This is a genomic window from Pseudomonas sp. GW821-FHT01E10, assembly GCF_059422365.1.
In genome coordinates this window covers 200,496-225,186 of sequence record NZ_JBWKWT010000008.1, presented here as the reverse complement: position 1 = coordinate 225,186, position 24,691 = coordinate 200,496, and the positions used below count along the sequence as shown (strand labels likewise).

Below are 24,691 nucleotides of genomic sequence, written 5' to 3'. Positions count from 1 at the left end.
CTTAAAATCTTCGATGAGGCCAGTGCAGCCACCTCAAAAACCGCAGAGTTCACGCAACAGCGAGGTATCCAGATGCTTCTCCACCAGATCCGCCAACCGCTCGATATCGCGCTCGCGCAACCCGTGGTAATCCACCTCCTGCACCTCCTGCAAACCAGCCCAACGCAACAGTGCACTGCACGCCGCCGGTGATTCGAACAGGCCATGCAGGTACGTACCGAAAATCTGCCCATCGGCACTTTGCGCACCATCGCTGCGACCATCGTCCAGCTGCACGGCGGCGTTTTCCAGCGCCGGCCCGGTGGTCACGCCGGCATGAATTTCATAGCCGCTGACCTGCGCATCTTCCAGCGCCAGACGCCCACGTACGTTGCGCAACTGCTTCTCTTCTTCGAGCTGCGTTTCGAACGCCAGCAAACCCAAACCGGCACTGGAACCCGGCGCGCCTTCGAGGCCCAGCGGGTCATGCACCTGCTCACCGAGCATTTGCAGGCCGCCGCAGATTCCCAGCACTTTGCCGCCGTAGCGCAAGTGCCGCGCGATCGCCGAGTCCCAGCCGTTGCTCCGCAGGTACGCGAGGTCGCTGCGTACGCTTTTCGAACCCGGGAGAATCATCAGGTCGGCCGGTGGAATCGCCTGGCCGGGGCCGATGAATTGCAGGTCCACTTGCGGATGCAGGCGCAGTGGATCGAAATCGGTGTGGTTGCTGATGCGCGGCAGCACCGGCACCACCACGTTGAGCACTTGATCGGCCTTGTCGGCCTGACGCTGATCGAGGCCGTCCTCGGCCTCAAGATGCAGGTCCATCACATAAGGCAACACGCCGATCACCGGTTTGCCGGTGCGCGCTTCCAGCCAGTCCAGCCCCGGTTGCAGCAAGGCGATGTCGCCGCGAAAACGGTTGATGATGAAGCCTTTGACCCGCGCCTGTTCGCTCGGCGACAGCAGCTCCAGCGTACCGACCAAATGCGCGAAAACTCCGCCGCGATTGATGTCGGCAATCAGCACCACCGGGCAGTCCACCGCCTCGGCAAACCCCATGTTGGCGATGTCGCCGGCGCGCAGGTTGATCTCGGCCGGCGAGCCCGCCCCTTCAACCAACACCAGCGGATACGCCGCGCTCAGCCGTTCATGGGAGGCCAGCACCGCCTGCATGGCGATGGCTTTGTAGTCGTGATAGGCGACCGCATTCATGGTGGTGACGGCGCGGCCATGGATGATCACTTGGGCGCCGGTATCACTGTTGGGTTTAAGCAGCACCGGGTTCATGTCGGTGTGCGGTTCAAGGTTTGAAGCCTGGGCCTGCACCGCCTGAGCGCGACCTATCTCGCCACCGTCGGCGGTCACCGCACTGTTGAGGGCCATGTTCTGCGGCTTGAACGGCACCACGCTCACGCCTTGGCGCGTGACCCAGCGACACAGTGCCGTCACCAGTGTGCTTTTACCGGCATCGGATGTGGTGCCTTGCACCATCAACGTTGTCATGGGTTTTCCTTGGCATGGATTTGCAGGGCTTGTTCGAGGCGCGACCAGTCCGCTTCATCCGCAGGTAAACCAAAACGCAGGCTGCTGTTGTGGGTGAACAACCGCAGCAGAATGCCACGCCGGGCCATGAATTCATGCAGCGCTTGGGCGCGCTCGGTGATCAGCCACTGGAACAACGCGCAACCGCCCTGAGGTTTGAAACCATACTGCTCAAGCAGCAACGCCAGACGCTCGCCAGCTTCGTCAGTGCGAATGCGCTGTCGGGTGTGCCCGTCCGTATCCGTCAGGCACGCCTGGCCCAAGACGCGGGTCGGCCCACTGACCGCCCAAGGCCCGACCTGCTCGGCCAACAGTTTGAGCAACTTGCGCTCGGCCAGCACAAACCCGAGCCGCACACCGGCCAGGCCGAAAAACTTGCCGAAGGAACGCAGCACGATCAAGCCGATCTGGTTGGTGAACGGTGCCAGACTCAAATGCGGTGTGTTGTCCATGAACGCCTCGTCCACCACCAACCAGCCACCGCGCTGGGCCAGCCGCGCATGCCAATCCAGCAGGCGGGCCGGGGTCAGGCTCAGACCCGTGGGATTGTTCGGATTGACCACCACCAGCACGTCCAGGTTGTCGAGAAAGAAATCGACTTCCGACTCCAGGACTTCACGCACGACATAACCGTTGCGACGCCAGGCTTCGGCGTGCTCGGCGTAACACGGCGACAGCACACCGACCTTGCCGGCCCTGCGCAAACGCGGCAGCAACTGAATCGCCATTTGCGAACCGGCCACGGGCAACACCTGGGCCGCACCGTAATAGTCGCAGGCAGCTTGCTCCAGACCGTCATCGGTTTCCGGCAAACGTGCCCAGGCCCGCAGCGGGATATCCGGAACCGGGAATGGCCAGGGCGCAAGACCACTGGACAGGTCGAGCCAATCGGCTTCGGCGATACCGTATTCAAGTGCTGCCTTGCGCAACCGGCCACCGTGTTCAAGCATAGAATTCAGCCCCCACGCAGAGAATCAGCAGCCATAACCATACCCCGCGCTGGACCAATTGCCAGCCACGGTCGATGGAATCGGCATCCGCCGGCACGCCTTCGCCCAACTGCGGACGCTGATGCAGTTCGCCGTGATAAATCGCCGCCCCGCCCAACTCGACACCCAACGCACCGGCACCAGCCGCCATCACCGGCCCGGCATTCGGGCTGTCCCAGGTCGGCCCCTGGGTGCGCCAGCATTTCAGCGCCAGTCGGGTTTTGCCCAACAGTGCGTAGGTCAACGCCACCAGGCGTGCAGGAATGTAGTTGAGGACATCGTCGATCTTTGCGGCAGCCCAGCCGAAACGCTCGAAGCGTTCGTTGCGATAACCCCACATCGCATCCAGGGTGTTGCTCAGACGATAGAGCACCACACCGGGCGCACCCGCCACGGCAAACCAGAACAGCGCGGCGAACACTGCATCGCTGCCGTTCTCCAACACCGATTCGGTGGCGGCGCGGGCGACTTCGGTTTTGTCCAGTTCGCTGGTCTGACGGCTGACCAGATAACCGACGCGTGTGCGCGCCTCAACCAGATCATCGCTGCGCAGGGCCTTGGCCACCGGCTCGACATGCTCGCCGAGGCTGCGCATGCCAAGCGCGCAATAGAGCGCGAGAATCTCGACGATCCAGCCAACATAAGGTGCCCAGGACAGCGCGGTGACCAGCAAGGTCAGCGGCACGACCGCCATCACCCAGGCCGTCACCCCGTGACTGCGCCAACCGCGGCCAGCGGAGTTGAAACGTTGTTCGATGCGATCGGCAAAACGACCGAACGCCACCAGCGGATGCCAGCGTTTGGGTTCACCCAGCAGCGCATCCAGCGCGACCGCGGCGACACTCAACAACGCCACACTCATTGACTCACTCCCCAATAATTTTCATACAGCAACTCGTTGAGCGGACGCGCTTGCGCCCAGCCTTCGAGTACCAGCATCGGCGCTGGATAGAATTCCTTGACCGGCCCCAGGCAAAGAACGGCCAAAGGCTTGGCCCCGACCGGTAAACCCAACAGGTTCGCCAAGGCTTGCGGTTCGAACAGCGACACCCAGCCCATGCCCAGGCCTTCGGCGCGGGACGCCAGCCAAAGGTTCTGGATGGCACAGGACAGCGAGGCCATGTCCATTTCCGGCAACGTACGACGGCCGAAAATATGCCGTTCGCGATCGTCCATCAGCGCAGCGACCAGCACTTCGGCGCAGTCTTGGATGCCTTCGACCTTGAGCTTCATGAATTCGTCGGAGCGCTCGCCGAGGGCTTCGGCGGTGCGGACGCGTTCTTCCTCCACCAGTTGCTGGATCTGTCCGCGCAGCGCCCGGTCGCTGATGCGGATGAACCGCCAGGGCTGCATCAGGCCGACGCTCGGCGCCTGGTGCGCGGCTTCGAGCAGGCGCCTCAGTAACTCGGGCTCGACCGTGCCGCCGCTGAAGTGGCGCATGTCACGGCGTTCGCCGATGGCCCGGTAGACCGCATCGCGTTCGACTTCGGAAAAGGCGTTTTCTGTCATGGCCTGCTCGCGATGACGGCTTCACGATCGGGCGCCAACAACGCAGCAATCGCCGCCGGATTGGACGGAAAATAAAAGTGCACATAAGAGGCCGTCATCCGCCCCTCACGATAAACCGCCTCCGCCCCTCGCCCGCCATTGGGGCTCAGGCCACGCGCAATCGGCTCAAGCTCGGTGCTGGTCAGCGAGTGGTGATAGGTGTGCCCGCGCAGCAAACCTTCGGGCAATTCCACCGCCTGCAAGGCCAACGCCGCCAAACGCTTCTGCATCACCGCATCACCGGTCAGCAAGCCAACCAATTCAGCGCGAGTACCCTCGACATCGGTCAACGAATCCAACAAATACAGCATGCCGCCACACTCGGCCAGCAACGGTTTGCCCGCTGCGTGATGAGCGCGGATGGCGGTCAGCATTGGCGTGTTTTGTGACAACGCCACATGGTGCAATTCAGGGTAACCACCCGGCAGATAAAGGCTGTCTGCCTCCGGCAACTCGCGGTCGCGGATCGGCGAGAAGAAAGACAACTCGGCGCCCATCGCCCGCAGCAGATCCAGGCTCGCGCCGTAGGTAAACGCAAAGGCTTCGTCCCGGGCCACGGCAATCCGCACACCGGCCAGCAATGGTTCGGCGGCGATCACTTCAGGCGCGGCGAATTCCACGGCCGGCGGTAAAGCCACGTCGCAACTGCTGGCCAGCGAGGCGGCGGCTGCATCGAGGCGCAGATCGAGATCATTCAATTCGCTGGCCTGTACCAGGCCGAGGTGCCGACTCGGCAATTCGATGCCGGTCTCCCGGGACAACGCGCCGTACCAGCGCAAGCCTTCTGTCAGACTGCCTTCGAGCAATTGCGCATGACGCAGGGTGCCAACCCGGTTGGCCAACACACCGGCAAACGGCAAATCCGGCTGATAGCGCGCAAGCCCCAGGGCCAGTGCGCCAAACGTCTGCGCCATCGCGGTGCCGTCAATCACGCCGAGCACCGGCACACCGAAATGCCGCGCCAGGTCGGCACTGGACGGCGTACCGTCGAACAACCCCATGACGCCTTCGATGAGAATCAGGTCAGCTTCGCCAGCAGCTTCCCACAACAGACGACGACTTTCCTGCTCGCCGACCATCCACATGTCCAGCTGATAGACCGGTGCACCGCTGGCGCGCTCGAGAATCATCGGGTCGAGAAAGTCCGGGCCGCATTTAAACACACGCACCTTGCGCCCCTGATTGCGGTGCAAGCGGGCGAGCGCGGCGGTGACGGTGGTCTTGCCCTGACCGGAGGCCGGCGCGGCAATCAGTACCGCCGGGCATTGACGTGGTTGATTCACAACTCGACGCCTTTTTGCGCCTTGATCCCGGCCTGGAAGGCGTGCTTGATCATGCCCATTTCGGTGACGGTGTCAGCCAGTTCGATCATCTCCGGTTTGGCGCCACGGCCAGTGACCACCACATGCTGCATCGGCGGACGGGCCTGCAAGTCGCTGAGCACCTGATCGAGATCGAGGTAACCGTGCTTGAGGGCGATGTTCAATTCATCGAGTACCACCAGGCCAATCGACGGATCGCTCAGCAGTTCGCGGGACACCGCCCACGCAGCTTCGGCGGCGGCGATGTCACGCTGGCGGTCCTGGGTTTCCCAGGTGAAGCCCTCGCCCATCACATGAAAACGCACCTGCTCCGGGAAACGCCGGAAGAACAGCTCCTCGCCAGTGCTGCTGCGCCCCTTGATGAACTGCACCACACCGCATTGCATGCCGTGGCCCATGGAGCGCGCCAGCATGCCGAACGCCGAACTGCTTTTGCCTTTACCGTTGCCGCTCAGCACCAGCAGCAGGCCGCATTCATTCGGCGAATTGGCGATGCGTTCGTCGATCACGGCTTTTTTGCGCAGCATGCGCGCCAGATGGCGTTCGTCACGATCGGGGGTATCAGTCATGGGGGAGCTCTCCGTTGAGGCTGGATAACGGCGGGCAGGCACAAGAATAGACGGCAAGAAGCCTGGCATCGCCCACCGTGATGCCGCTGAATGGATCAGGCCGGTCTCCGGGCTCATGAGCGGCTCGGGGCCAACTGCGCGCCTTCCCGCATCGTTCATCGACACAGTGGCATCAGGCGCAGTCTTCACTCATTTACCGTTGCGGGGGCAGCGCCGGGATCGTGATCATTCTTCGCTGGAAGAAATCCACTCACCGGCTTCCCTGTTTCACTCTGTCGACCAAGGCCACAGAGCACCTGAAACAAGCCGCGAAGGTTAGAGGGTTGGGGGTGGAGCGTCAATTAAAGACGGGACGCCTTCCGGCGAATAACTGCCGCTGATCAATTATCTGACGCCAATCTTGTGCCACACTGCCAGCAGTGATATCAAAGAGCCACAACCTCACAACACAATAACAAGGGTGAGCCACATGCAAGGCATGATCATCAGCAATCCGAAGCTGGAATTCCTGCGCCCGGTGCTGGAACGCTGGTTTGACTGTATCGACCGCTACAACGCCGTGCGCGGCGATAACGATACGCCTTACTGGTACGACGAAAACGCCAACCTCGGCCTGCTCTCTGCCGCAGCCTGGATGGCGGAAATGGTCACGCTGCAGCAAACACCGTCGCGCAAACAGACCGAAGAAGGCGAACGCAACGCCCGCGCCGATCTGTTTATCGCCACCAGCGAAGAACGCGCGTACCTGCAGGCCACCCAGCGCTGGCCGCGGGTCAACAACCTGAACCTGACCCAGGCACTGGCGGACATCACCAGCGACGCGAAGCGCATCAGCTACACCAGCGACCTGAAACTCGGCTGCCTGTTTGTCGCCCCACAAAAAGCCCAGCACAGCGCCACCCCGGAAGAACTCCAGGACATGCTCGACGACCTGCAAAAGGAGCACACCTGCGCCGTGGCCTGGTATTTCCCTTACGCCTACCGCAAGTTGCGCAATGAAACCGGCAACTACCATCCGGGGATCGCCGTGCTGTTCAAGGAGGCCCGCGGCTGACCGGTTGAACCATCGGGTGTTTACGCTTCTCTATGATTACGTCAATGCATTCATAGGGAAGATCAGTAATGCGCAAACCCCAGCTCATTCTCATCATCGCGCTCGCCGGAGGGCTCGCCGCCTGTGGTGAAACCTCCAGCCTGCAAGTCTCGGACGGCACCGGACCGTCGCCCAAGCTGCCGGAACCGAACAAAACCCTGATCCCGACGGTGAACATCGCCCCGGCGATCGGCTGGCCTCAGGGTAAAAAACCCGTCGCCGCCGCAGGCACTCAAGTAGCAGCGTTTGCCGAAAACCTCGAACACCCGCGCTGGCTCTATGTGCTGCCCAACGGCGACGTACTGGTGGCCGAAACCAACGCGCCGTCCAAATCCGATGACAGCAATGGCATTCGCGGCTGGATCATGGGCAAAGTCATGGGCCGCGCCGGGGCTGGCGTCCCCAGCCCGAACCGCATCACTCTGCTGCGGGACAAGGACCACGACGGCGTCGCCGAAACCCGCACGGTGTTCCTGGAAAACCTCAACTCGCCTTTCGGCATGACCCTGGTTGGCAAAGACCTGTATGTCGCCGACACCGACCGTTTGCTGCGTTTTCACTATGAAAACGGCGAGACAGCGATCAAGTCACAGCCAATCAAAGTGGTCGATTTGCCGGGCGGCACGCGAAATCACCACTGGACCAAAAATGTCATCGCCAGCAAGGACGGCAGCAAGCTGTACGTCACCGTGGGCTCGAACAGCAACGTTGGTGAAAACGGCATGGATCAGGAGGAAGGTCGCGCGGCGATCTGGGAAGTCGATCGCGCCACCGGCAACCATCGAATCTTCGCCTCGGGGATTCGTAACCCGAACGGCCTGGCCTGGGAGCCGCAAAGCGGTGCTCTGTGGACCGCAGTCAACGAGCGTGACGAAATCGGCAGCGACCTGGTGCCGGACTACATCACGTCAGTGAAGGACGGCGGGTTCTATGGCTGGCCTTACAGCTATTACGGGCAACATGTCGATGTTCGCGTCGAGCCACAAAACCCTGATCTGGTCGCCAAGGCCATTGCACCGGACTACGCAGTGGGGCCCCATACCGCGTCGCTGGGCCTGACGTTCGCCGAAGGCAGCAAGTTGCCCGCGCCGTTCACCCAAGGCGCCTTCATCGGCCAGCATGGCTCGTGGAACCGTAAACCGCACAGCGGCTACAAAGTAATTTTCGTGCCGTTCAGCGCCGGCAAACCGAGCGGACAGCCGCTGGATGTGCTTACCGGCTTCCTCAACGACGAGGGAAAAGCCATGGGGCGGCCGGTGGGCGTGGTGATCGATCAGCAGGGCGGCTTGTTGGTGGCAGATGATGTGGGGAACAAGGTGTGGCGCGTTTCCGCGGCCAAGTAAAGTCTGTCCGTAGGAGCGAGGCTTGCCCGCGAAAGCGGTGTGTCAGTCGATATCAATGTTGACTGTGCTGCCGCCTTCGCGGGCAAGCCTCGCTCCTACAACTCCGCCAGAGCGATCATGACAAACCCCTAGGGATTATGTGCCAAGTGCTCGGGCTGCAGGACGCGCTTGGCGCTCAGGTAGGCTTTCTGCCAGTAAGCCTTGGACAAGCTGTCCAGCTTGACCGTGCCGCCCGTGGCTGGAGCATGGACGAAGCGCCCTTCGCCGACATAGATCCCGGCATGGCTGACCTGGGAGCCGCCATTGGTGGCGAAGAAGATCAGGTCGCCGGTTTGCAGGCCTTCCTTGCCGACGTCGGGAGCCTGCATGCCGATCATCTCGCGTGTGGACCGCGGCAAGGAAATGCCTGCGACATCGCGATAGACGTAACCGATCAAACCGCTGCAATCGAACCCGGAATCCGGCGTGTTGCCGCCCCAACGATAAGGCGTCCCCACCAGACCGAGCGCGCGAAACAGCACGTCTTCTGCCGCAGGGGAAAAGGCTTGGGGAGAACCGAAAACAATCGGTGCGCGAACCACCGGCGCAGGTGGCGGTGTGCGGCTGGCGCAGGCGCTGAGCAGCGCTGCGAAGAACATGAGTGCGAGGCGGGCCGACATCGTCATAAACAGAACATCCTGATCTGGCTGCGGCTTTTTTCTGCCACAAAGACAGAAAAGAAAACCGCCTGCGCAGAACGCAGGCGGTTTGCCATCAATAATAGATCAGGATTCTAGCGGCTACGCGGCAAACTTCAAGTAAGACTTTAAGTTCGCCTTGTAAACTGTCCGCTTATTGGCGCGCAGTGACGATAGGCGCTGCAGCCGGTGCCATTGCGAGCGCACGCTTGGCTTCGATGAAGGTCTTGCTCCAGTAGCTGTCGCCCAGGCTATCGACCCGGACACCACCGCTTTTGCGGCTGCTGGAGTGGATGAACTGGTTGTCACCCACGTAGATCCCGGCGTGACTGACACGACCGCGACGGCCATTGGTGGCGAAGAACAGCAGGTCACCCGGCTTGAGGGCGCTGCGAGCCACCAGCGGAGCGTCAACGTTGATCATTTCGCGAGTGGAGCGCGGCAGGTTCATGCCAGCCTCTTCACGAAACAGATAACCGATGAAGCCGCTGCAGTCGAAGCCTGCCTCGGAGGTGCCGCCGAAACGGTAACGGGTACCGATCAGGGACATGCCACGTTCGAGGATGCTGTCAGCCAGAACCGGAAGCTGATACGACTTGCCCCCGGCGAAGTCTGCCAGTTCTTTATTGGTTGCTAGCTCTTCCTGGAAAAGAACGGAAGAAGACTGCGCGGTAACTGAATTTGAAACCTGATGCTGTGGCTCTTGCTGGGACACTGGAGAGTGAGCAGCGCAACCGAACAACAGGGTGACGAGTGCGAGAGGCACGAGGGGTGCGAAGCGATTTAGCATGGGCACGACCGTGGCTGATAGTTGTAAAGAAGCCGAGACTATGCCCGCTATCGATCTCATTTGCAAATTCAATCGATCTTTATGTGACTTATCGGTTTCTCGTTTCCATCTAAGCGCTTAAGCCCATTTTAAACCTTTGCGCAGCCTGCTCCCTTGCAGGAAAGCGGATTTGTTGACGCCTGGAATATGCCGGAACCCGCGAAAAACCTGGCCTTTACCAGCCCAACGTCTCTTTCAGGAACGGGATTGTCAGCTTGCGCTGAGCTTGAAGGGAGGCCTGATCGAGGCGCTCAAGCAGCTCGAAAAGCGCACTCATGCTGCGAGTACCGCGAGTCAAAATAAAATGACCGACTTCGTCAGTCAGGTGCAGGCCACGACGGGAGGCGCGCAACTGCAAGGCACGCAACTTGTCTTCGTCAGAGAGCGGACGCATCTGGAAGATGAGCGCCAGTGTCAGCCGAGACTTGAGGTCCGCCAGCTTCACCGGTAGTTCGCGCGGGGATGTCGAGGCGGCGATCAGCAGACGCCGACCGCTGTCACGCAGACGATTGAACAGATGGAACAACGCCTCTTCCCAATCCGCCTTGCCGGCGACCGCCTGCAAATCGTCCAGGCAAACCAGTTCGTATTGTTCGAGGTTGTCGAGGATTTCGATGCCGCGGTCCATCAACTCGGCCAGCGGCAGATACACCGCCGGTTCACCCATCTGCTCGAAACGCAGGCAAGCCGCCTGCAACAAATGCGTGCGCCCTACCCCGTGCTTGCCCCAGAGGTAAATCAGGCTTTCCGTCCAGCCGGCGTCGGCTTCGCACAGCCGCTCGACATAGCCGAGTGCAGCGGCATTGGCGCCTGGGTAGTAATTGATAAAGGTGGCGTCATCACGCAGACGCACACCTAGGGGCAGCTGAATCGGTTTCATGCTGACTGAACAGTTCCAAAGGAACCGTTAGTGGCCTCTGTGTAAAGTTTGCGAAGTTTATACCCGTGAAGCTGACGGCACAATGCGACAGACCACAAGCAAAATCAAAGGTTTGCGTTAACGTGCTGGTTTTATGACAGTTTCTTTGGCGGTGCATGTGACAGCCGCGCGAGGGATACGGGCAAACCCGGCGTGAAACCAGGCTGCCCGCGACGAGCGATCAAAAGGCCTTACTTCTCAGACTCGTCGACACCGCCGTAGATATCCGAATCTTTATACAAATCATGCACATGGCGCACCAGAACCATGATCACCGCCGCCACCGGCAATGCCAGCAGCACCCCGGTAAAACCAAACAGCTCGCCGCCGGCCAGAATCGCAAAGATCACCGCCACCGGGTGCAGGCCGATCCGGTCACCCACCAGCAACGGCGTCAGAACCATGCCTTCCAGCGCCTGGCCGACCATGAACACCGCGACGATACCGATCATGGGATACAGATCGCCACCGAACTGGAACAGGCCGGCAATCAACGCCGCGCCAATCCCGATGACAAACCCCATGTACGGCACGATCGCCGCCAGGCCGGCAATCAGACCGATCAACAACCCCAGTTCCAGCCCGACGATCATCAAGCCAGCGGCGTAGATCACACCCAGCGCCAGCATCACCAGCAACTGTCCGCGCACGAACGCCCCAAGCACTTCATGGCATTCCCCAGCCAGGGTCATGACACGCTCTTCACGATCACGCGGCAGCAAGCTGCGGATCTTGGCCATCATCAGGTCCCAGTCGCGCAGCAGATAAAAACTCACCACCGGGATCAGCACCAGATTGGCCAGCCAGCCGATCAGCGCAAGGCCTGAAGCCGTCGCCTGACTCAGCACCACGCCGACAATGTCGGTGGTCTGGCCCATGTGCTCGCTGATCGCCGCCTTGAGCTTGTCGAACTTCCAGAAGCCCTCCGACAAACCCAACTTCGATTGCGCCCACGGCAACGCGGTGTGCTGCAACCAGTCGAGCATCTGCGGCGCCAGTTCATACAAGCGAAACAGCTGCTTGGCGAGCATCGGCACCAACACCAACAACAGCGTGGTGAGGACCATCGTGAACAACGCGAACACCGCCACCACGCCCCATGTCCGGGACAAGCCGAGCTTCTCCAGCCGATCCACCAGCGGGTCGAACAGATAGGCCAGCAACAGCGCCACCAGGAACGGCGTCAGGATCGGATGCAACAGGTAAACAAACGCGCAAAGCAGGGCCACCCCACCGAGCCAGAACCAACGCCGCGTATCGGCCATGTACCACTCCTGCTTCTATATAAAGAAAAAACTCACCAACGGAAATGCAACTGCGGCGTCGGGGCAGGCGCTGGCGCTGCGGCCGGCGCAGAACCCACAGTCACCGGCTGAACAGGTGCCGGCACCTGACTGGCCGGAACCTCCTGCAATTGCGCCAGGGACAACTGAGCTCGCAGCTGATCGGCACTGCCGTTGACGCGATAAAGCACGCGGTCACCATCGACACTTTGCAGACGCGCGCCAAAAGGCTCCAACAAACGCCCAAGCGTCGCATAACGCTCCAGATTCATGCCCTGCACTTCCAACAACTGCTCGCCCGACACACCTGGCTTGGCAACGAAACGCGACGCCAGACGCTCGCTGACCGCCAGCATCACCGCATCGGCCACGGCGGCGGTATCGGCGCCCTGCACGCTGCCGGCCTCTTTCTGATCGCCCAGCCACAGTCGCCACTTGGCTTGCCATTGCCCCCCTTCTTCACGGGCATGCACCGCCAGCAAGGCATCGGCATTGTAACGATCGGAGGCACTGCGCAGTGGCGCAGGGTCGGCACCTTCCAGATTCGGTGCCGTGGCGACGATCTGTTCATTCAGGTCAGCCAGCGGCAAACGCAGCGGCAGGCCTCGGTGCTGAGCCGCCCGACGCAAGGGCGCAGCACTGGCCTGACCATCGCCGACCAGGCTCGAACCTTCGGTGGAATCGTTCAACCACCAGCCGAGGATCGACGGCCGATTGGCCCCCCACACGGCCAGCCCGGCACGACGCAAGGCCTGCTCGGTGGTGGCCGGGTCGAAATCGACTTTCAGCACTTGCGGTGGCCCGGCGTCGTAGCCGAACTGACTGATGATCTGCTGAGGGTCTTTGCGCACGGCCGCAAGGCCAGGGCTTTGCGCCGCCTTGGGATCGCCGGTCAAGCGCAACACCAGCGTTTCCAGCGCCTGCTGAGTCGCCTGGTCGCGCTCCTCCGGTGTCTGGCCGCTGACCGGTTGGCGCACTTGATAGAGGCCTTTGACGGTTTCGGCATGGCTGGCCAGGCTGACCACGGATAAACAGCCCACGAACAAGAATTTAAGAAAACGCATGGAAGATTCCTGACGACAAGAGCGGCTGGAACAGACCGCATGAAGACGATTGAGCCAGGGCTGTGACCGCAGGCCCAAGCAAAACATTCACACGATCGCGGTAAGTTTTCGCACTGTCATAACGATAGACGGTTAACGTCGTACCTTATACAGCCATGTGGGACGTCGCCAACACGGGCAATATCAGTTTTTTTAACGCGATATGCCCCTGCCCGTCGGCACGAGGATGGCCGCTGCCCCTCAAGCCTGATAAAATCGCGCGCCTTCGCAGACCGGCTACAGCCGGGTAGTGTCGAAATAGCGCGTGAGGCAATTGCCTCATCAATTTCGACAGGCCCGCTGAACTCGGTCGTTACCCCTGAATCCCCCCTAAAGGCCTGGATCATGAGCAAGCAACCCTCCCTGAGCTACAAGGACGCCGGTGTAGACATCGACGCCGGTGAAGCATTGGTCGAACGCATCAAGAGCGTCGCCAAGCGCACTGCGCGCCCGGAAGTCATGGGCGGCCTGGGCGGTTTCGGCGCCCTCTGCGAAATCCCGGCCGGTTACAAACAACCGGTGCTGGTATCGGGCACTGACGGCGTCGGCACCAAGCTGCGCCTGGCGCTGAACCTGAACAAGCACGACAGCATCGGCATCGACCTGGTGGCCATGTGCGTGAACGACCTGGTGGTCTGCGGCGCTGAGCCGCTGTTCTTCCTCGACTACTACGCTACCGGCAAACTGAACGTCGACACCGCTGCTCAGGTTGTAACCGGCATCGGCGCCGGCTGTGAACTGTCCGGCTGCTCCCTGGTCGGCGGCGAAACCGCTGAAATGCCTGGCATGTATGAAGGTGAAGACTACGACCTGGCCGGCTTCTGCGTCGGCGTCGTGGAAAAATCCGAAATCATCGACGGTTCAAAAGTCGCTGCCGGCGATGCCCTGCTCGCCCTGCCGTCTTCCGGCCCGCACTCCAACGGCTACTCGCTGATCCGCAAGATCATCGAAGTGTCGGGTTCCGACATCGAGAATATCCAGCTCGACGGCAAACCGCTGACCGACCTGCTGATGGCTCCGACCCGTATCTACGTGAAGCCGCTGCTCAAGCTGATCAAGGACACCGGCGCCGTCAAAGCCATGGCCCACATCACCGGTGGCGGCCTGCTGGACAACATCCCGCGCGTACTGCCAAAAGGCGCTCAAGCGGTGGTTGACGTCGCGAGCTGGACCCGCCCTGCGGTGTTCGACTGGCTGCAAGAGAAAGGCAACGTCGACGAAACCGAAATGCACCGCGTGCTGAACTGCGGCGTCGGCATGGTCATCTGCGTGGCTCAAGAGCACGTTGAAACCGCGCTGAACGTCCTGCGTGAAGCTGGCGAGCAGCCATGGGTCATCGGTCAGATCGCCACCGCTGCCGAAGGCGCGGCTCAGGTCGAACTGAAGAACCTCAAGGCTCATTAATGTCCCAGACCTGTGATGTGGTGGTGCTGCTGTCCGGCACCGGCAGTAACTTGCAGGCCTTGATCGACAGCACGCGGACCGGCGACAGCCCGGCCCGCATTGCTGCGGTGATTTCCAACCGCGCCGACGCCTACGGCCTGCAACGCGCCAGGGACGCGGGTATCGACACCCGCACCCTGGATCACAAGGCTTTCGAGGGCCGCGAGGCCTTCGATGCCGCGCTGATCGAACTGATCGACGCCTTCAACCCCAAACTCGTGGTACTGGCCGGTTTCATGCGCATTCTCAGCGCTGACTTCGTGCGCCATTACCAGGGTCGCCTGCTCAATATCCATCCCTCGCTGCTGCCCAAATACAAAGGGTTACACACTCATCAGCGCGCGCTGGAGGCCGGCGATACGGAACACGGCTGCTCCGTGCACTTCGTCACCGAGGAACTCGATGGCGGACCACTGGTCGTACAGGCAGTAATACCGGTAGAGTTGCACGATTCGCCGCAGAGTCTGGCGCAGCGAGTCCACACCCAGGAACACCTGATCTACCCGATGGCCGTACGCTGGTTTGCCGAAGGCCGTTTATCACTCGGCGAACAAGGTGCTTTACTGGACGGACAGTTACTCGCGGCCAGCGGCCACTTGATTCGAACCTAGGAGATTTTATGCGTCGTGCCCTGCTCTTCGCTTGCGCCCTGCTCGCCCTGCCGTTTGCGCAGGCCGCGGACCTTCATCCCTTCTCCGCCAGCTACACCGCCGACTGGAAGCAACTGCCCATGAGCGGCACCGCCGAACGCAGCCTGACCAAGGAAGCCAACGGCGTCTGGAAACTCAGCTTCAAGGCATCGATGATGATCGCCAGCCTGACCGAAGAAAGCACCCTGACCCTGGACAAGGACACGCTGCTGCCGCAGTCCTACCACTTCGAACGCGGTGGCCTGGGCAAAGCCAAGAAGGCTGATCTGGATTTCGATTGGACCAACAAGATGGTCACCGGCACCGATCGCGGTGACGCCGTCAAGCTCCCGCTCAACCGCGGCATGGTCGACAAGTCCACCTATCAACTGGCGCTGCAGCATGACGTGGCCTCCGGCAAGAAAAGCATGAGCTATCAGGTCGTCGATGCCGGCGAAGTCGATACCTATGACTTCCGCGTGCTGGGCTCGGAGAAAGTCGACACCAAGGCAGGCCAGATCGATGCGGTCAAGGTCGAGCGCGTGCGCGATCCGACACAAAGCAAGCGCATCACCGTGCTGTGGTTCGCCAAGGATTGGGATTACCTGCTGGTCCGTCTGCAACAGGTCGAAACCGACGGCAAGGAGTACAACATCATGCTCCTCGACGGTACGGTCAACGGCAAGACGGTCAAAGGCAGCTGATCCGGACCGACATGAAAGCCCCGCAAACGCGGGGCTTTTTTTCGTCTGGCGTTAAGCGGGGGACAGGACAATGACAACTTTGAGCTGTGGCCAAATCGTCCGGCAAGAAATAGGAACGCGAACGTGAAGGAATACTCTATAAATTCAGGGTCTTTTTTGATCGAATGACTTTTCCTGATCCCTGCGAGGTTTCCCATGACTGTTACCGTCAATACTGTCTCCGCCGAAGGTTTTCGTCACAGCGTCCAGATCGATGACCATGAACTGTTTGCCGATGTTCCCAAGTCGTCCGGTGGCGAAGGCACCGCGCCAGAGCCCCATGACTATTTCGACGCGGCCCTCGGCGCCTGCAAGGCCCTGACCCTGAAACTGTATGCGAAGAAGAAGGGCATCCCACTGACCGGCGTCGGGGTCGAGGTCAAGCGCGACAACAGTGAAGAGCAGAAAGGCAAATATGCCCTGCACGTCAAACTCACGCTCAAGGGCGTACTCACCGACGCCCAGCGCGACGAGCTGCACCGCGTGGCCGACCGCTGCCCGGTACACAAGCTGATGACCACCTCTGAAGTCAGCATCGAGACTCATCTGTCCGAAGGCGCCTTCAGCCAATAGCGGCAACGGCTGCGCAAGCGGGTTATGCTCCCTGCGTCACCCGCTCAGCCTGGAACGCACCATGAACACTCCGCTCGTGATCCGCCCCCGCGCCGAAGATGTCGAAGGCCAGCCGATCCTTCGCCCTTTGCCGTCAGCCAAATGCCGCAACGTCGGGCCCTTCGTGTTTTTCGACCACATGCTCGAAACCCGTTATCCACCGGGCAAAGGCATGGACATCCGTCAGCATCCGCACATCGGGCTGTCCACCCTCACCTACCTGTTCGAAGGGCAAATCCAGCACAAGGACAGCCTCGGATCCGATCAGGTGGTGAATGCCGGCGATGTCAGCTGGATGACCGCCGGCAGTGCGATTGCCCACGTCGAACGCACGCCCGAAGCCTTGAAGAACAGTGGCGGTACGATGCACGGCTTACAGATCTGGCTGGCTTCGCCCAAGGACCGTGAGCACGGCCCAGGACACTACAGCCACCATCCAGCAGCCACGCTGCCCGTCAGCGAAAACCTTGGCGTGAAGATACGAATGATCGCCGGGAAGGGCTTTTGCCTTGAATCACCGGTCCCGGTGCTTTCGCCTACGCTGTATGCCGAATTGAACCTGCAAACGGCGACCACGCTGCTGATTCCCACCGAGCATGAAGAACGGGCGCTGTATGTGTTGAGCGGCGAGGCGCAGCTTGATGGCGAGCTGCTGGAGCCCTACACGCTAGTAGTGCTGCCGGCCGGGGAAGAGATGACGCTGTTCGCCGAGAGTGACTGCCATGCCGTGCTGTTTGGCGGAGCGCCACTGGACGGGCCACGACGGATCAACTGGAACTTCGTGGCCAGTGATCCGGCGTTGATTGATGAAGCACGTCGGCGCTGGGCGGCCGGGGATTGGCCGACGGTGCCGGGGGAAAGTGAGCGGATTGAGTTGCCGAAACACCGAAGCCCGCCAACGCCCCTGTAACTGATCGGCTGATCGTTCCCACGCCGCGAGCGCCCCTAGAGGCATTCCCACGCAGAGCGTGGGAACGATCATCGTCCGGACCGAGAGCAGCAATCAACCCTTGAACACTTCATCCAGCAAGTTATGCATCGACGTGAACGCGCGAGCCGCGGTTTTCGCGTCATACATCATCATGCCCGGCACGTTGGCATGCGGGTCGGTGAACGAATGCACCGCGCCGCCATAGCTCAGCAATTGCCAATCCACACCGGCGGCATTCATCTCAGCTTCAAACGCTGGCAGCTGCTCTTTCGGCACCAGCGGATCGGCAGCGCCATGCAGCACCAGCACCGAACCCTTGATGTTTTTCGCATCGTTCACGTTCGGCGTATCCAGCGTACCGTGGAACGACACCGCAGCCTTCACCGGCGCACCGCTACGCGCCAGCTCCAGCGCGCAGCAACCACCGAAGCAGAAACCAAAAGTCGCCAGTTTCGAGGTATCGACCGCCGCCTCGCCCTGCCCTTGCAGTTGTTCGAAGGCTGCCTGCATGCGTTTGCGCAGTAAGGCGCGATCATTCTTCAGCGGCATCATCGCCGCGCCTGCCTCGTCGCCGTTCTGCGGACGAACCGATTGCCCGTACAGATCCGCGATCAGCACCACATAACCCTTGGATGCCACCGATTTGGCAATCTCCTCGGCGCCGACGCTGACGCCCATCCAGTTCGGCGCCATCAACAGACCCGGACGCGGGCCTTTATGGTCGGCATCGAAGGCCAGACGGCTTTCATACGATTGGCCGTCGATCTGATAGGCGACGGATCGAACAGTGATTTGGCTCATGACTGACTCCCAGTAAAAAAGCACCAGAATGAAAAAACCCGCCGAAGCGGGTTTTTATACAACGTGGTTAAACCGACAGTTCAACCAGCAGCTTGTTCAGACGACGCACATAAGCGGCCGGGTCTTTCAAGCTGTCGCCGGCCGCCAGGGCCGCCTGATCGAACAGAATGTGCGACAGGTCGCCGAAGCGCTCGTCGCTCTGCTCGTTGTCGAGCTTCTCGATCAGCGGGTGAGCCGGGTTGAATTCGAAGATCGGCTTCGAATCCGGAACCTTCTGACCGCTGGCTTCCAGGATCTGACGCATTTGCAGGCCCAGGTCCTGCTCGCCGATGGCCAGAATCGCCGGGGAATCGGTCAGGCGATGGGAAACCCGCACTTCAGCAACGGACTCACCCAAAGCGGTCTTGAGACGCTCAACCAGGCCTTCTTTGGACTTGGCGACTTCTTCCGCGGCTTTCTTGTCTTCTTCCGAATCCAGGTTGCCGAGGTCCAGGTCACCGCGTGCCACGTCGACAAAGCTCTTGCCGTCGAAGTCGCTGAGGTAGCTCATCAGCCACTCGTCGATACGGTCGGTCAGCAGCAGCACTTCGATGCCTTTCTTGCGGAAAACTTCCAGGTGCGGGCTGTTTTTGACTTGCGCGTAGGTTTCACCGGTCAGGTAGTAGATCTTGTCCTGACCTTCCTTGGCACGGGCCAGGTAGTCGGCCAGACCTACAACCTGCTCGCCGTCATCGCCCTGAGTGGACGCGAAACGCAGCAGACCGGCAATTTTTTCTTTGTTGGCGAAGTCTTCTGCCGGGCCTTCTTTCATGACCTGACCGAAGTTCTTCCAGAAGCCTTTGTATTGCTCAGGCTCGTTCTTCGCCAGTTTTTCCAGCATGTCCAGAACGCGCTTGGTCAGCGCCGATTTCATGGAGTCGATGATCGGGTCTTTCTGCAGGATTTCCCGCGACACGTTCAGCGACAGGTCGTTGGAATCGACCACGCCTTTGATGAAGCGCAGGTACAGCGGCAGGAACGACTCAGCCTGATCCATGACGAACACGCGCTGCACGTACAGCTTCAGGCCTTTCGGCGCTTCACGCTGGTACAGATCGAACGGAGCACGGGTCGGCACATAAAGCAGCGAGGTGTACTCGAGCTTGCCCTCGACTTTGTTGTGGCTCCAGCTCAGCGGGTTTTCGAAATCGTGAGCGACGTGCTTGTAGAACTCCTGGTATTCCTCGTCCTTCACTTCAGTGCGAGGGCGAGTCCACAGGGCGCTGGCGCGGTTGACGGTTTCCCACTCAACGGCAGGCTTCTCTTCGCCTTCGGCGGCTGCAACTTCTTTCGGCAACTCGATCGGCAAGGCGATGTGGTCGGAATACTTCTTGATGATGTTGCGCAGGCGCCAGCCATCGGCGAACTCGTCTTCGCCGGATTTCAGGTGCAGAACGATACGGGTGCCGCGATCAGCTTTTTCGACGGTGGCGATTTCAAATTCGCCTTCGCCCTTGGACGACCAGTGCACACCTTCGCTGGCAGCGAGGCCGGCACGGCGGCTGAATACGTCAACTTTATCGGCGACGATGAACGCCGAGTAGAAACCGACACCGAACTGACCGATCAGGTGCGAGTCTTTTTTCTGATCACCAGACAGGTGCTTCATGAAATCGGCGGTACCGGACTTGGCGATGGTGCCCAAGTGAGTGACCGCATCTTCACGGCTCATGCCGATGCCGTTGTCTTCGAGGGTGACGGTTTTAGCGTCCTTGTCGAAGCTCACACGGATTTTCAGCTCAGCGCCGCCTTCCAGCAATTCAGGCTTGGCCAGCGCTTCAAAACGTAATTTATCGACAGCGTCAGAGGCGTTCGAGATCAATTCGCGAAGGAAGATTTCCTTGTTGGAATACAGCGAATGGATCATGAGGTGCAGCAGCTGCTTCACCTCGGTCTGGAAGCCCAGGGTTTCCTTTTGAGTTTCCACACTCATGGTCATCAAACTCCAATCAGATGGCAGTGGCCGCGACCTTGAGGGTCGGCGGCGGGTTGTCCTCAGAGTTGGGGGCTGAGATCAGGATTTCAAGGGCTCTTCGATTTTGAAGTGGGCCCGGGCCGTGGCAATGGGCTCGGCTTCAGTGCTTTGCCAGGCGGTAATCGCCACGTTCGCCACCCGCCGCCCCTGGCGACAAACCTGGCATCGGGCCCAGGTATCGCGAAACTGCCCCGCGCGCAGGTAGTCGAGGGAGAAGTCGATAATCTTCGGCACACCGGGCGAGCCGGTGAAAATCAACAGGTGCAGCGCCGCCGAGAGCTCCATGAACCCGGCAATCACCCCACCATGAATCGCTGGCAGTAAAGGGTTACCAATGTTGTCCTTGTTGGCCGGCAGACGAAACAGCAGCTCATCTCCTACCCGCGAACATTCGACGCCGATCAGCTCGGCGTAAGGAATCAGCTGCAGCAGCGCGGCGTAGTCCCCCTGAGCATGGGCCTGTTGAAGCTGCTCCTTGAACGTGTCGGTCATTTCGTACCTCCGGAAATGGCGCCGCCAAAGTTTTTAGTACCTTTGATGCCCTTGCCCATGCGCATGAAAGTGCCCACTACATGAGCGATGGGCTGTTCGGGGTCGTCCTGATAGGCAAAACCGCGCGCAAAAATCACATCGGTAGTCACTCGGTAGCATTGGGCGAAGCCGTAAACGTCTTTGTGTGGCTCGGCGGCATGCATGTAGTCGATGCGCAGGTCGAGCGTCGGGCAGACTTCGAACTCAGGCAGCACGCAGAGGGTGGCCATGCCACAGGCGGTATCCATCAGCGAGGTCAGCGCACCGCCATGAATCACCCCGGTTTGCGGGTTGCCGACGATCTGCGGGCTATACGGCAGAATCACCGTCAGTCCTTCGCTGCTGGCGCTGTGAAGGCGCATGCCGAGTACCTGACAATGGCGCAACGCCGACAGGAATCGCATCGCACGCTCAAAAACGGGGTTTTCGGCCATTTGGTAAACGCTCCTTAGTGTCCGGGCGAAGTAGCCGGCTCTTAAGTAAAAGTTCCGTAGCAAAACAAACTTATATATCTGAATGATTTAAGGAACTTAACCCTGGTCGCTGTGCTCGAAAGGCCAGTAAATATTTTCCATCAGGAGAAACACCCCATGCGTAAGACTTTAGCTATTGCCTTGATGTTGACCGCTTCCCTCGGTCTCGCCGCTTGCGGTAAAAAATCCGAGGACAAAGCTCAAGAAGCCACCCAACATACAGAGCAAGCTCAGGAAAAAATGAGCGAAGCTCAGGATAAAGTGAACGAGGCGGCAAAAGAAAACGCTGAAGCTGCCAAAGCTCAGACTGAATCGAACGAAGCAGCGGCAAAAGAAGCCGCTCCAGAAGCACCTAAAAACTAAAAGCGTTTTTAGTGATAAAAGAAAACCCGCCAAGTGCGGGTTTTCTTTTATCTGAAATTTTGCTCGAAACGCGTCCTTAGAGCAAAACAGTCCTAAAAGTCGGACTAATCATCAGCAACAACGAACACACTAATCCGACGAACCACACCAGACTTCGCTGCCAGGCCAGATCAGCCCAATAACACAGTAAGTAGATAACGCGCGCGATCACGAAGGCGATCGCCAGTGCATCGATCAGCCATCCCGCCGTTTGCGTGGTGTGCGCCATCAACACCCCGACCGCAAACAAAATGAACGCCTCGAAACTGTTCTGGTGGGCCGCCAACGCCCGGGCGCCGAAACCTGTGAGTTGCGCCTGTTGTTGACGCGGCAGGTGATTGTTGTAACCGCCCTGCTCTTTCATCGCCTTGGCCACCGGCATGCGCGCCACGAAAATCAACAAGGCGCTGATAAACACACACCAGAATGGAATACTCATCAAGCCGCCTCTTTGTTCAGCTCAGGCAATGGCGCCTCTGTAGGTGTATAGACCATCACGTCAAGAACGTCGGAGTGAAACTCGCGGCGATACAATACCAACACGACACCGGCGCTCATCAACATGAACAACCAGGGGCTGACAAACCACGCCAGCATGCTCATGCCGAAGTAATAGGAACGCAGACCGAAGTTGAACTGGTTGGCCGCCATGGAGATGACACGGGCGGCTCGGGAAGCAAAGGCGTTACGCTCTTGCTCGGACACATGCCGCTCACCGATCATCGGTGCCGAACCCACGAGAATGGCCGCAAAGTTGTACTGACGCATGCACCAGCTGAACGTAAAGAACGCATAGACAAACACCAGCGCCAGGCACAACAACTTGATCTCCGACATGCCTTGGGAAGCCTGTTGCACCATCGGGATATCAGCAAGCAACGACACGGCTCTTTCGGATGCCCCCAACACCGTGAGAATACCGGCCAGGATAATCAACGTGCTGGAAGCGAAGAACGAGGCGTTGCGCTCCAGGTTACCGATCACGCTGGCATCGGCGATGCGGTTGTCGCGCAACAGCATGCGGCGCATCCAGTCTTCGCGGTACAGGTGCAGCACACTGGCCAGGCATGCGGTGTCACGGCCCTTCCATGTCGCGTAACGGGTGTAGCCACCCCAGCAGACGACAAACCAGAGCGCGGCGAGGATGTGGATCAGATTGGCGTGGATGAACGACATGCAGTTCCTTGTGATGTGTAGACGATGATGAAACCTGCGGATAGTGCTTCGACGTTAACCCAAGGAAAAAGACACTGCATCACACGCATAAAAAATGCCCCGTATCGATTGATACGGGGCATTTCCATTTGTAGATCAAGCCCGCTTGTGGCGGGTCATGAAGCGGCTTAAGCCAGCGCTTCTTCGCGCTTGCCCAGCAGACGGTCGCAAACCACGGCAACCACCAGGGTCATGACCGAGGGCACCAGCCACGCCAGGCCCTGCTCGCTCAGCGGCAGGTGAGCCAGTTGAGCCGGCATCCAGTCGGCCAGACCGGCGCCCTTGAGAGCGTCGATCATGCCGAAAATGAACGACACCAGCATCACCGGACCGACGATGCGACCCTGCTCATGCCAGAAGTCCTTGCAGAAGCTCAGGGCCACCAGGGCGATGCACGGCGGGTAGATGGCGGTCAGTACCGGAATCGAGAACGCAATCAGCTTGGTGAGGCCCAGGTTGGACACCAGCAGGGAGAACGCGGCCAGGATGATCACCAGCGTCTTGTAGGACAGTGGCAGCACACGGCTGAAGTATTCGGCACAGGCGCAGGTCAGACCGACCGCAGTCACCAGGCAGGCCAGGGAGATCAGCACCGCGAGGAAACCGCTACCGAGCGAACCGAAGGTGTGCTGCACGTAGGCGTGCAATACCGCCGCGCCGTTGGTGGCACCGGCGGCCACTTCATGGCTGCCCGAGCCGAGACGGAACAGGCTGACGTAAACCAGCGCCAGACCTACACCAGCAATCAGCCCGGCGATGATCGCGTAACGGGTGATCAACACCGGCGATTCCACGCCACGGGAGCGGATCGCATTGACGATGACAATGCCGAATACCAGCGCACCCAGGGTATCCATGGTCAGGTAACCATTGATGAAGCCCTGGGAGAACGGTGCCGCCACATATTCAGGGGTAGCCACGCCAATGTTACCGGCCGGCAACGCGAACGCTGCTATACCGAGAACGGCCAGGGCGATGATCTTCAGCGGTGCGAGGAATCGTCCTACGGTGTCCAGCAGACGGCCCGGATAGAGCGAGATGAAGAACACCAGCAGGAAGTACACCGAGCTATAGAGAAACAGCGCCAGCGGGCTCTCGCCGGTCAGCGGCGCCAGACCTACTTCGAACGACACGGTCGCGGTGCGCGGTGTCGCGAACAACGGGCCGACAGCGAGGTAGCACGCGGCTGCCAGCAGGCCACCCGCGATTTTACCGATCGGGCTGCTCAAGGCATCCATTGCACCGCCGACCTTGGCCAAGGCGACCACGGTGATCACCGGCAGACCGACTGCGGTGATCAGAAAACCCAGCGCCGCCATCCAGACATTAGGCCCGGACTGCAAACCGACGATAGGCGGGAAGATGATGTTGCCAGCCCCGACGAACAGGGCAAATGTCATGAAGCCCAGTGCCAGGATGTCCTGGCCTTTCAACACTTTCATTAAGGAAATACCACACTACTGAATCGGAATTTAGAGAGGGATTTCCCTTATGGGTGAGGGAAATGCTGTCGATCCGTATAGGACTGACCCGTTTAGCGCGCCGCAGCCTTGTGGGCCGCAAACGCAAAATGGCGGCTAGCCTACCGAATTTGCCCGCCAAACGCACTATTACGGGGCGAACTATCCGATACGCGACATTTCAGTGTCGTGTTTACATATCTAATTTTCACAACCTCCCTCGCTACAAAAAGCGCTG

Annotated in this window: 26 protein-coding genes and 1 riboswitch; of the genes, 8 read left to right on the top strand and 18 right to left on the bottom strand. The window is 60.0% G+C overall.

The window, feature by feature from the left end; translation table 11 throughout:
* Positions 1-33: 33 nt before the first annotated feature.
* The 6 genes from AC07V0_RS16885 to cobO are packed head-to-tail and all read right to left on the bottom strand — an operon-like array spanning position 34 to position 5,952.
* Positions 34-1,485: a cobyric acid synthase gene (locus AC07V0_RS16885; protein WP_086945831.1), complete on the bottom strand. Its 1,452-nt coding sequence runs from the start codon at positions 1,483-1,485 to the stop codon at positions 34-36.
* Positions 1,482-2,474 carry a threonine-phosphate decarboxylase CobD gene (gene cobD, locus AC07V0_RS16880; protein WP_019648164.1) on the bottom strand — a complete coding sequence of 331 codons (993 nt, stop codon included), beginning with the start codon at positions 2,472-2,474 and terminating at the stop codon, positions 1,482-1,484. The genes AC07V0_RS16885 and cobD overlap by 4 nt, the downstream gene beginning before the upstream one ends.
* Positions 2,467-3,375, bottom strand: a complete 909-nt coding sequence (gene cbiB, locus AC07V0_RS16875) for an adenosylcobinamide-phosphate synthase CbiB (protein WP_018925130.1) — start codon at positions 3,373-3,375, stop codon at positions 2,467-2,469. Before cbiB ends, cobD begins: the two co-directional genes overlap by 8 nt.
* Positions 3,372-4,022, bottom strand: coding sequence for a 5,6-dimethylbenzimidazole synthase (gene bluB / locus AC07V0_RS16870; protein WP_086945832.1), 651 nt, complete (start codon positions 4,020-4,022; stop codon positions 3,372-3,374). Before bluB ends, cbiB begins: the two co-directional genes overlap by 4 nt.
* Entirely contained in the window at positions 4,019-5,344 is a 1,326-nt protein-coding gene (locus AC07V0_RS16865; RefSeq protein ID WP_086945833.1) for a cobyrinic acid a,c-diamide synthase CobB, read from the bottom strand. Before AC07V0_RS16865 ends, bluB begins: the two co-directional genes overlap by 4 nt.
* Positions 5,341-5,952 carry a cob(I)yrinic acid a,c-diamide adenosyltransferase gene (cobO, locus tag AC07V0_RS16860; protein WP_007936078.1) on the bottom strand — a complete coding sequence of 204 codons (612 nt, stop codon included), beginning with the start codon at positions 5,950-5,952 and terminating at the stop codon, positions 5,341-5,343. Before cobO ends, AC07V0_RS16865 begins: the two co-directional genes overlap by 4 nt.
* 81 nt (positions 5,953-6,033) lie before the next feature.
* A riboswitch (cobalamin riboswitch) is annotated at positions 6,034-6,267 on the bottom strand.
* 154 nt (positions 6,268-6,421) lie between these two features.
* On the opposite strand from cobO, the gene AC07V0_RS16855 reads away from it, so the two are divergent.
* Together AC07V0_RS16855 and AC07V0_RS16850 are read left to right on the top strand one after the other, a co-directional pair.
* Positions 6,422-7,006 (top strand): hypothetical protein, encoded by a 585-nt coding sequence (locus AC07V0_RS16855; protein ID WP_086945834.1) that lies wholly within the window; start codon positions 6,422-6,424, stop codon positions 7,004-7,006.
* Positions 7,007-7,074: 68 nt separating this feature from the next.
* Positions 7,075-8,388: a PQQ-dependent sugar dehydrogenase gene (locus tag AC07V0_RS16850; protein ID WP_138866096.1), complete on the top strand. Its 1,314-nt coding sequence runs from the start codon at positions 7,075-7,077 to the stop codon at positions 8,386-8,388.
* 128 nt (positions 8,389-8,516) lie between these two features.
* On the opposite strand, the gene AC07V0_RS16845 is transcribed toward AC07V0_RS16850, so the two are convergent.
* From AC07V0_RS16845 to AC07V0_RS16825, 5 genes are all read right to left on the bottom strand, one after another.
* On the bottom strand, positions 8,517-9,053 hold the full coding sequence (locus AC07V0_RS16845) for a C40 family peptidase (RefSeq protein WP_064619367.1): 537 nt from the start codon (positions 9,051-9,053) through the stop codon (positions 8,517-8,519).
* Positions 9,054-9,219: 166 nt separating this feature from the next.
* Positions 9,220-9,855, bottom strand: coding sequence for a C40 family peptidase (locus tag AC07V0_RS16840; RefSeq protein WP_064619369.1), 636 nt, complete (start codon positions 9,853-9,855; stop codon positions 9,220-9,222).
* 214 nt (positions 9,856-10,069) lie between these two features.
* The gene (gene hda / locus AC07V0_RS16835; protein WP_007936072.1) at positions 10,070-10,774 is read right to left on the bottom strand and encodes a DnaA regulatory inactivator Hda; all 705 of its coding nucleotides are present in this window, start codon (positions 10,772-10,774) and stop codon (positions 10,070-10,072) included.
* Positions 10,775-11,004: 230 nt separating this feature from the next.
* Positions 11,005-12,078: an AI-2E family transporter gene (locus AC07V0_RS16830; protein WP_018925123.1), complete on the bottom strand. Its 1,074-nt coding sequence runs from the start codon at positions 12,076-12,078 to the stop codon at positions 11,005-11,007.
* A gap of 32 nt (positions 12,079-12,110) precedes the next feature.
* The gene (locus tag AC07V0_RS16825; RefSeq protein WP_086945836.1) at positions 12,111-13,160 is read right to left on the bottom strand and encodes a DUF2066 domain-containing protein; all 1,050 of its coding nucleotides are present in this window, start codon (positions 13,158-13,160) and stop codon (positions 12,111-12,113) included.
* Positions 13,161-13,544: 384 nt separating this feature from the next.
* Between AC07V0_RS16825 and purM the strand changes: the two genes are divergently transcribed.
* The 5 genes from purM to AC07V0_RS16800 all read left to right on the top strand — a co-directional run bounded on the left by purM (position 13,545) and on the right by AC07V0_RS16800 (position 17,536).
* Positions 13,545-14,603 carry a phosphoribosylformylglycinamidine cyclo-ligase gene (purM, locus tag AC07V0_RS16820; RefSeq protein ID WP_007936066.1) on the top strand — a complete coding sequence of 353 codons (1,059 nt, stop codon included), beginning with the start codon at positions 13,545-13,547 and terminating at the stop codon, positions 14,601-14,603.
* Positions 14,603-15,253, top strand: a complete 651-nt coding sequence (gene purN / locus AC07V0_RS16815) for a phosphoribosylglycinamide formyltransferase (RefSeq protein WP_018925121.1) — start codon at positions 14,603-14,605, stop codon at positions 15,251-15,253. The genes purM and purN overlap by 1 nt, the downstream gene beginning before the upstream one ends.
* Before the next feature lie 8 nt (positions 15,254-15,261).
* Positions 15,262-15,975, top strand: a complete 714-nt coding sequence (locus AC07V0_RS16810; RefSeq protein WP_064619375.1) for a DUF3108 domain-containing protein — start codon at positions 15,262-15,264, stop codon at positions 15,973-15,975.
* Between the two features lie 195 nt (positions 15,976-16,170).
* Positions 16,171-16,587, top strand: coding sequence for an OsmC family protein (locus AC07V0_RS16805; protein WP_007936063.1), 417 nt, complete (start codon positions 16,171-16,173; stop codon positions 16,585-16,587).
* Positions 16,588-16,648: 61 nt separating this feature from the next.
* Positions 16,649-17,536 carry a pirin family protein gene (locus AC07V0_RS16800; RefSeq protein ID WP_138866099.1) on the top strand — a complete coding sequence of 296 codons (888 nt, stop codon included), beginning with the start codon at positions 16,649-16,651 and terminating at the stop codon, positions 17,534-17,536.
* A gap of 93 nt (positions 17,537-17,629) precedes the next feature.
* On the opposite strand, the gene AC07V0_RS16795 is transcribed toward AC07V0_RS16800, so the two are convergent.
* The 4 genes from AC07V0_RS16795 to AC07V0_RS16780 all read right to left on the bottom strand — a co-directional run bounded on the left by AC07V0_RS16795 (position 17,630) and on the right by AC07V0_RS16780 (position 21,337).
* Complete coding sequence (locus tag AC07V0_RS16795; protein ID WP_086945838.1) at positions 17,630-18,358, bottom strand: dienelactone hydrolase family protein; 729 nt, start codon at positions 18,356-18,358, stop codon at positions 17,630-17,632.
* 67 nt (positions 18,359-18,425) lie between these two features.
* Positions 18,426-20,330 carry a molecular chaperone HtpG gene (gene htpG / locus AC07V0_RS16790; protein ID WP_026331729.1) on the bottom strand — a complete coding sequence of 635 codons (1,905 nt, stop codon included), beginning with the start codon at positions 20,328-20,330 and terminating at the stop codon, positions 18,426-18,428.
* Between the two features lie 81 nt (positions 20,331-20,411).
* Positions 20,412-20,864: a PaaI family thioesterase gene (locus tag AC07V0_RS16785; protein WP_019579626.1), complete on the bottom strand. Its 453-nt coding sequence runs from the start codon at positions 20,862-20,864 to the stop codon at positions 20,412-20,414.
* Positions 20,861-21,337 carry a PaaI family thioesterase gene (locus tag AC07V0_RS16780; RefSeq protein ID WP_086945839.1) on the bottom strand — a complete coding sequence of 159 codons (477 nt, stop codon included), beginning with the start codon at positions 21,335-21,337 and terminating at the stop codon, positions 20,861-20,863. Before AC07V0_RS16780 ends, AC07V0_RS16785 begins: the two co-directional genes overlap by 4 nt.
* Before the next feature lie 156 nt (positions 21,338-21,493).
* Between AC07V0_RS16780 and AC07V0_RS16775 the strand changes: the two genes are divergently transcribed.
* Positions 21,494-21,739: a hypothetical protein gene (locus tag AC07V0_RS16775; RefSeq protein ID WP_064619386.1), complete on the top strand. Its 246-nt coding sequence runs from the start codon at positions 21,494-21,496 to the stop codon at positions 21,737-21,739.
* Between the two features lie 76 nt (positions 21,740-21,815).
* Here the strand turns inward: AC07V0_RS16775 and AC07V0_RS16770 are convergent, their stop codons facing one another.
* The 3 genes from AC07V0_RS16770 to brnQ all read right to left on the bottom strand — a co-directional run bounded on the left by AC07V0_RS16770 (position 21,816) and on the right by brnQ (position 24,435).
* Positions 21,816-22,217, bottom strand: a complete 402-nt coding sequence (locus tag AC07V0_RS16770; RefSeq protein ID WP_018925113.1) for an MAPEG family protein — start codon at positions 22,215-22,217, stop codon at positions 21,816-21,818.
* Positions 22,217-22,954 carry a DUF599 domain-containing protein gene (locus tag AC07V0_RS16765; protein ID WP_018925112.1) on the bottom strand — a complete coding sequence of 246 codons (738 nt, stop codon included), beginning with the start codon at positions 22,952-22,954 and terminating at the stop codon, positions 22,217-22,219. Before AC07V0_RS16765 ends, AC07V0_RS16770 begins: the two co-directional genes overlap by 1 nt.
* A gap of 167 nt (positions 22,955-23,121) precedes the next feature.
* Entirely contained in the window at positions 23,122-24,435 is a 1,314-nt protein-coding gene (brnQ, locus tag AC07V0_RS16760; RefSeq protein ID WP_086945840.1) for a branched-chain amino acid transport system II carrier protein, read from the bottom strand.
* Positions 24,436-24,691: the final 256 nt, after the last annotated feature.

Bases quoted from the DNA above. Each gene is read 5' to 3' on its own strand.
- AC07V0_RS16765 (WP_018925112.1), bottom strand. From the start codon at position 22,954: ATGTCGTTCATCCACGCCAATCTGATCCACATCCTCGCCGCGCTCTGG.
- AC07V0_RS16785 (WP_019579626.1), bottom strand. From the start codon at position 20,864: ATGACCGACACGTTCAAGGAGCAGCTTCAACAGGCCCATGCTCAGGGG.
- AC07V0_RS16780 (WP_086945839.1), bottom strand. From the start codon at position 21,337: ATGGCCGAAAACCCCGTTTTTGAGCGTGCGATGCGATTCCTGTCGGCG.
- AC07V0_RS16810 (WP_064619375.1), top strand. From the start codon at position 15,262: ATGCGTCGTGCCCTGCTCTTCGCTTGCGCCCTGCTCGCCCTGCCGTTT.
- AC07V0_RS16840 (WP_064619369.1), bottom strand. From the start codon at position 9,855: ATGCTAAATCGCTTCGCACCCCTCGTGCCTCTCGCACTCGTCACCCTG.
- purN (WP_018925121.1), top strand. From the start codon at position 14,603: ATGTCCCAGACCTGTGATGTGGTGGTGCTGCTGTCCGGCACCGGCAGT.
- htpG (WP_026331729.1), bottom strand. From the start codon at position 20,330: ATGAGTGTGGAAACTCAAAAGGAAACCCTGGGCTTCCAGACCGAGGTG.
- AC07V0_RS16770 (WP_018925113.1), bottom strand. From the start codon at position 22,217: ATGAGTATTCCATTCTGGTGTGTGTTTATCAGCGCCTTGTTGATTTTC.
- AC07V0_RS16825 (WP_086945836.1), bottom strand. From the start codon at position 13,160: ATGCGTTTTCTTAAATTCTTGTTCGTGGGCTGTTTATCCGTGGTCAGC.
- AC07V0_RS16830 (WP_018925123.1), bottom strand. From the start codon at position 12,078: ATGGCCGATACGCGGCGTTGGTTCTGGCTCGGTGGGGTGGCCCTGCTT.
- purM (WP_007936066.1), top strand. From the start codon at position 13,545: ATGAGCAAGCAACCCTCCCTGAGCTACAAGGACGCCGGTGTAGACATC.
- brnQ (WP_086945840.1), bottom strand. From the start codon at position 24,435: ATGAAAGTGTTGAAAGGCCAGGACATCCTGGCACTGGGCTTCATGACA.
- AC07V0_RS16800 (WP_138866099.1), top strand. From the start codon at position 16,649: ATGAACACTCCGCTCGTGATCCGCCCCCGCGCCGAAGATGTCGAAGGC.
- cobD (WP_019648164.1), bottom strand. From the start codon at position 2,474: ATGCTTGAACACGGTGGCCGGTTGCGCAAGGCAGCACTTGAATACGGT.
- AC07V0_RS16775 (WP_064619386.1), top strand. From the start codon at position 21,494: ATGCGTAAGACTTTAGCTATTGCCTTGATGTTGACCGCTTCCCTCGGT.
- hda (WP_007936072.1), bottom strand. From the start codon at position 10,774: ATGAAACCGATTCAGCTGCCCCTAGGTGTGCGTCTGCGTGATGACGCC.
- AC07V0_RS16845 (WP_064619367.1), bottom strand. From the start codon at position 9,053: ATGACGATGTCGGCCCGCCTCGCACTCATGTTCTTCGCAGCGCTGCTC.
- cobO (WP_007936078.1), bottom strand. From the start codon at position 5,952: ATGACTGATACCCCCGATCGTGACGAACGCCATCTGGCGCGCATGCTG.
- AC07V0_RS16805 (WP_007936063.1), top strand. From the start codon at position 16,171: ATGACTGTTACCGTCAATACTGTCTCCGCCGAAGGTTTTCGTCACAGC.
- AC07V0_RS16885 (WP_086945831.1), bottom strand. From the start codon at position 1,485: ATGACAACGTTGATGGTGCAAGGCACCACATCCGATGCCGGTAAAAGC.
- AC07V0_RS16850 (WP_138866096.1), top strand. From the start codon at position 7,075: ATGCGCAAACCCCAGCTCATTCTCATCATCGCGCTCGCCGGAGGGCTC.
- bluB (WP_086945832.1), bottom strand. From the start codon at position 4,022: ATGACAGAAAACGCCTTTTCCGAAGTCGAACGCGATGCGGTCTACCGG.
- AC07V0_RS16855 (WP_086945834.1), top strand. From the start codon at position 6,422: ATGCAAGGCATGATCATCAGCAATCCGAAGCTGGAATTCCTGCGCCCG.
- cbiB (WP_018925130.1), bottom strand. From the start codon at position 3,375: ATGAGTGTGGCGTTGTTGAGTGTCGCCGCGGTCGCGCTGGATGCGCTG.
- AC07V0_RS16795 (WP_086945838.1), bottom strand. From the start codon at position 18,358: ATGAGCCAAATCACTGTTCGATCCGTCGCCTATCAGATCGACGGCCAA.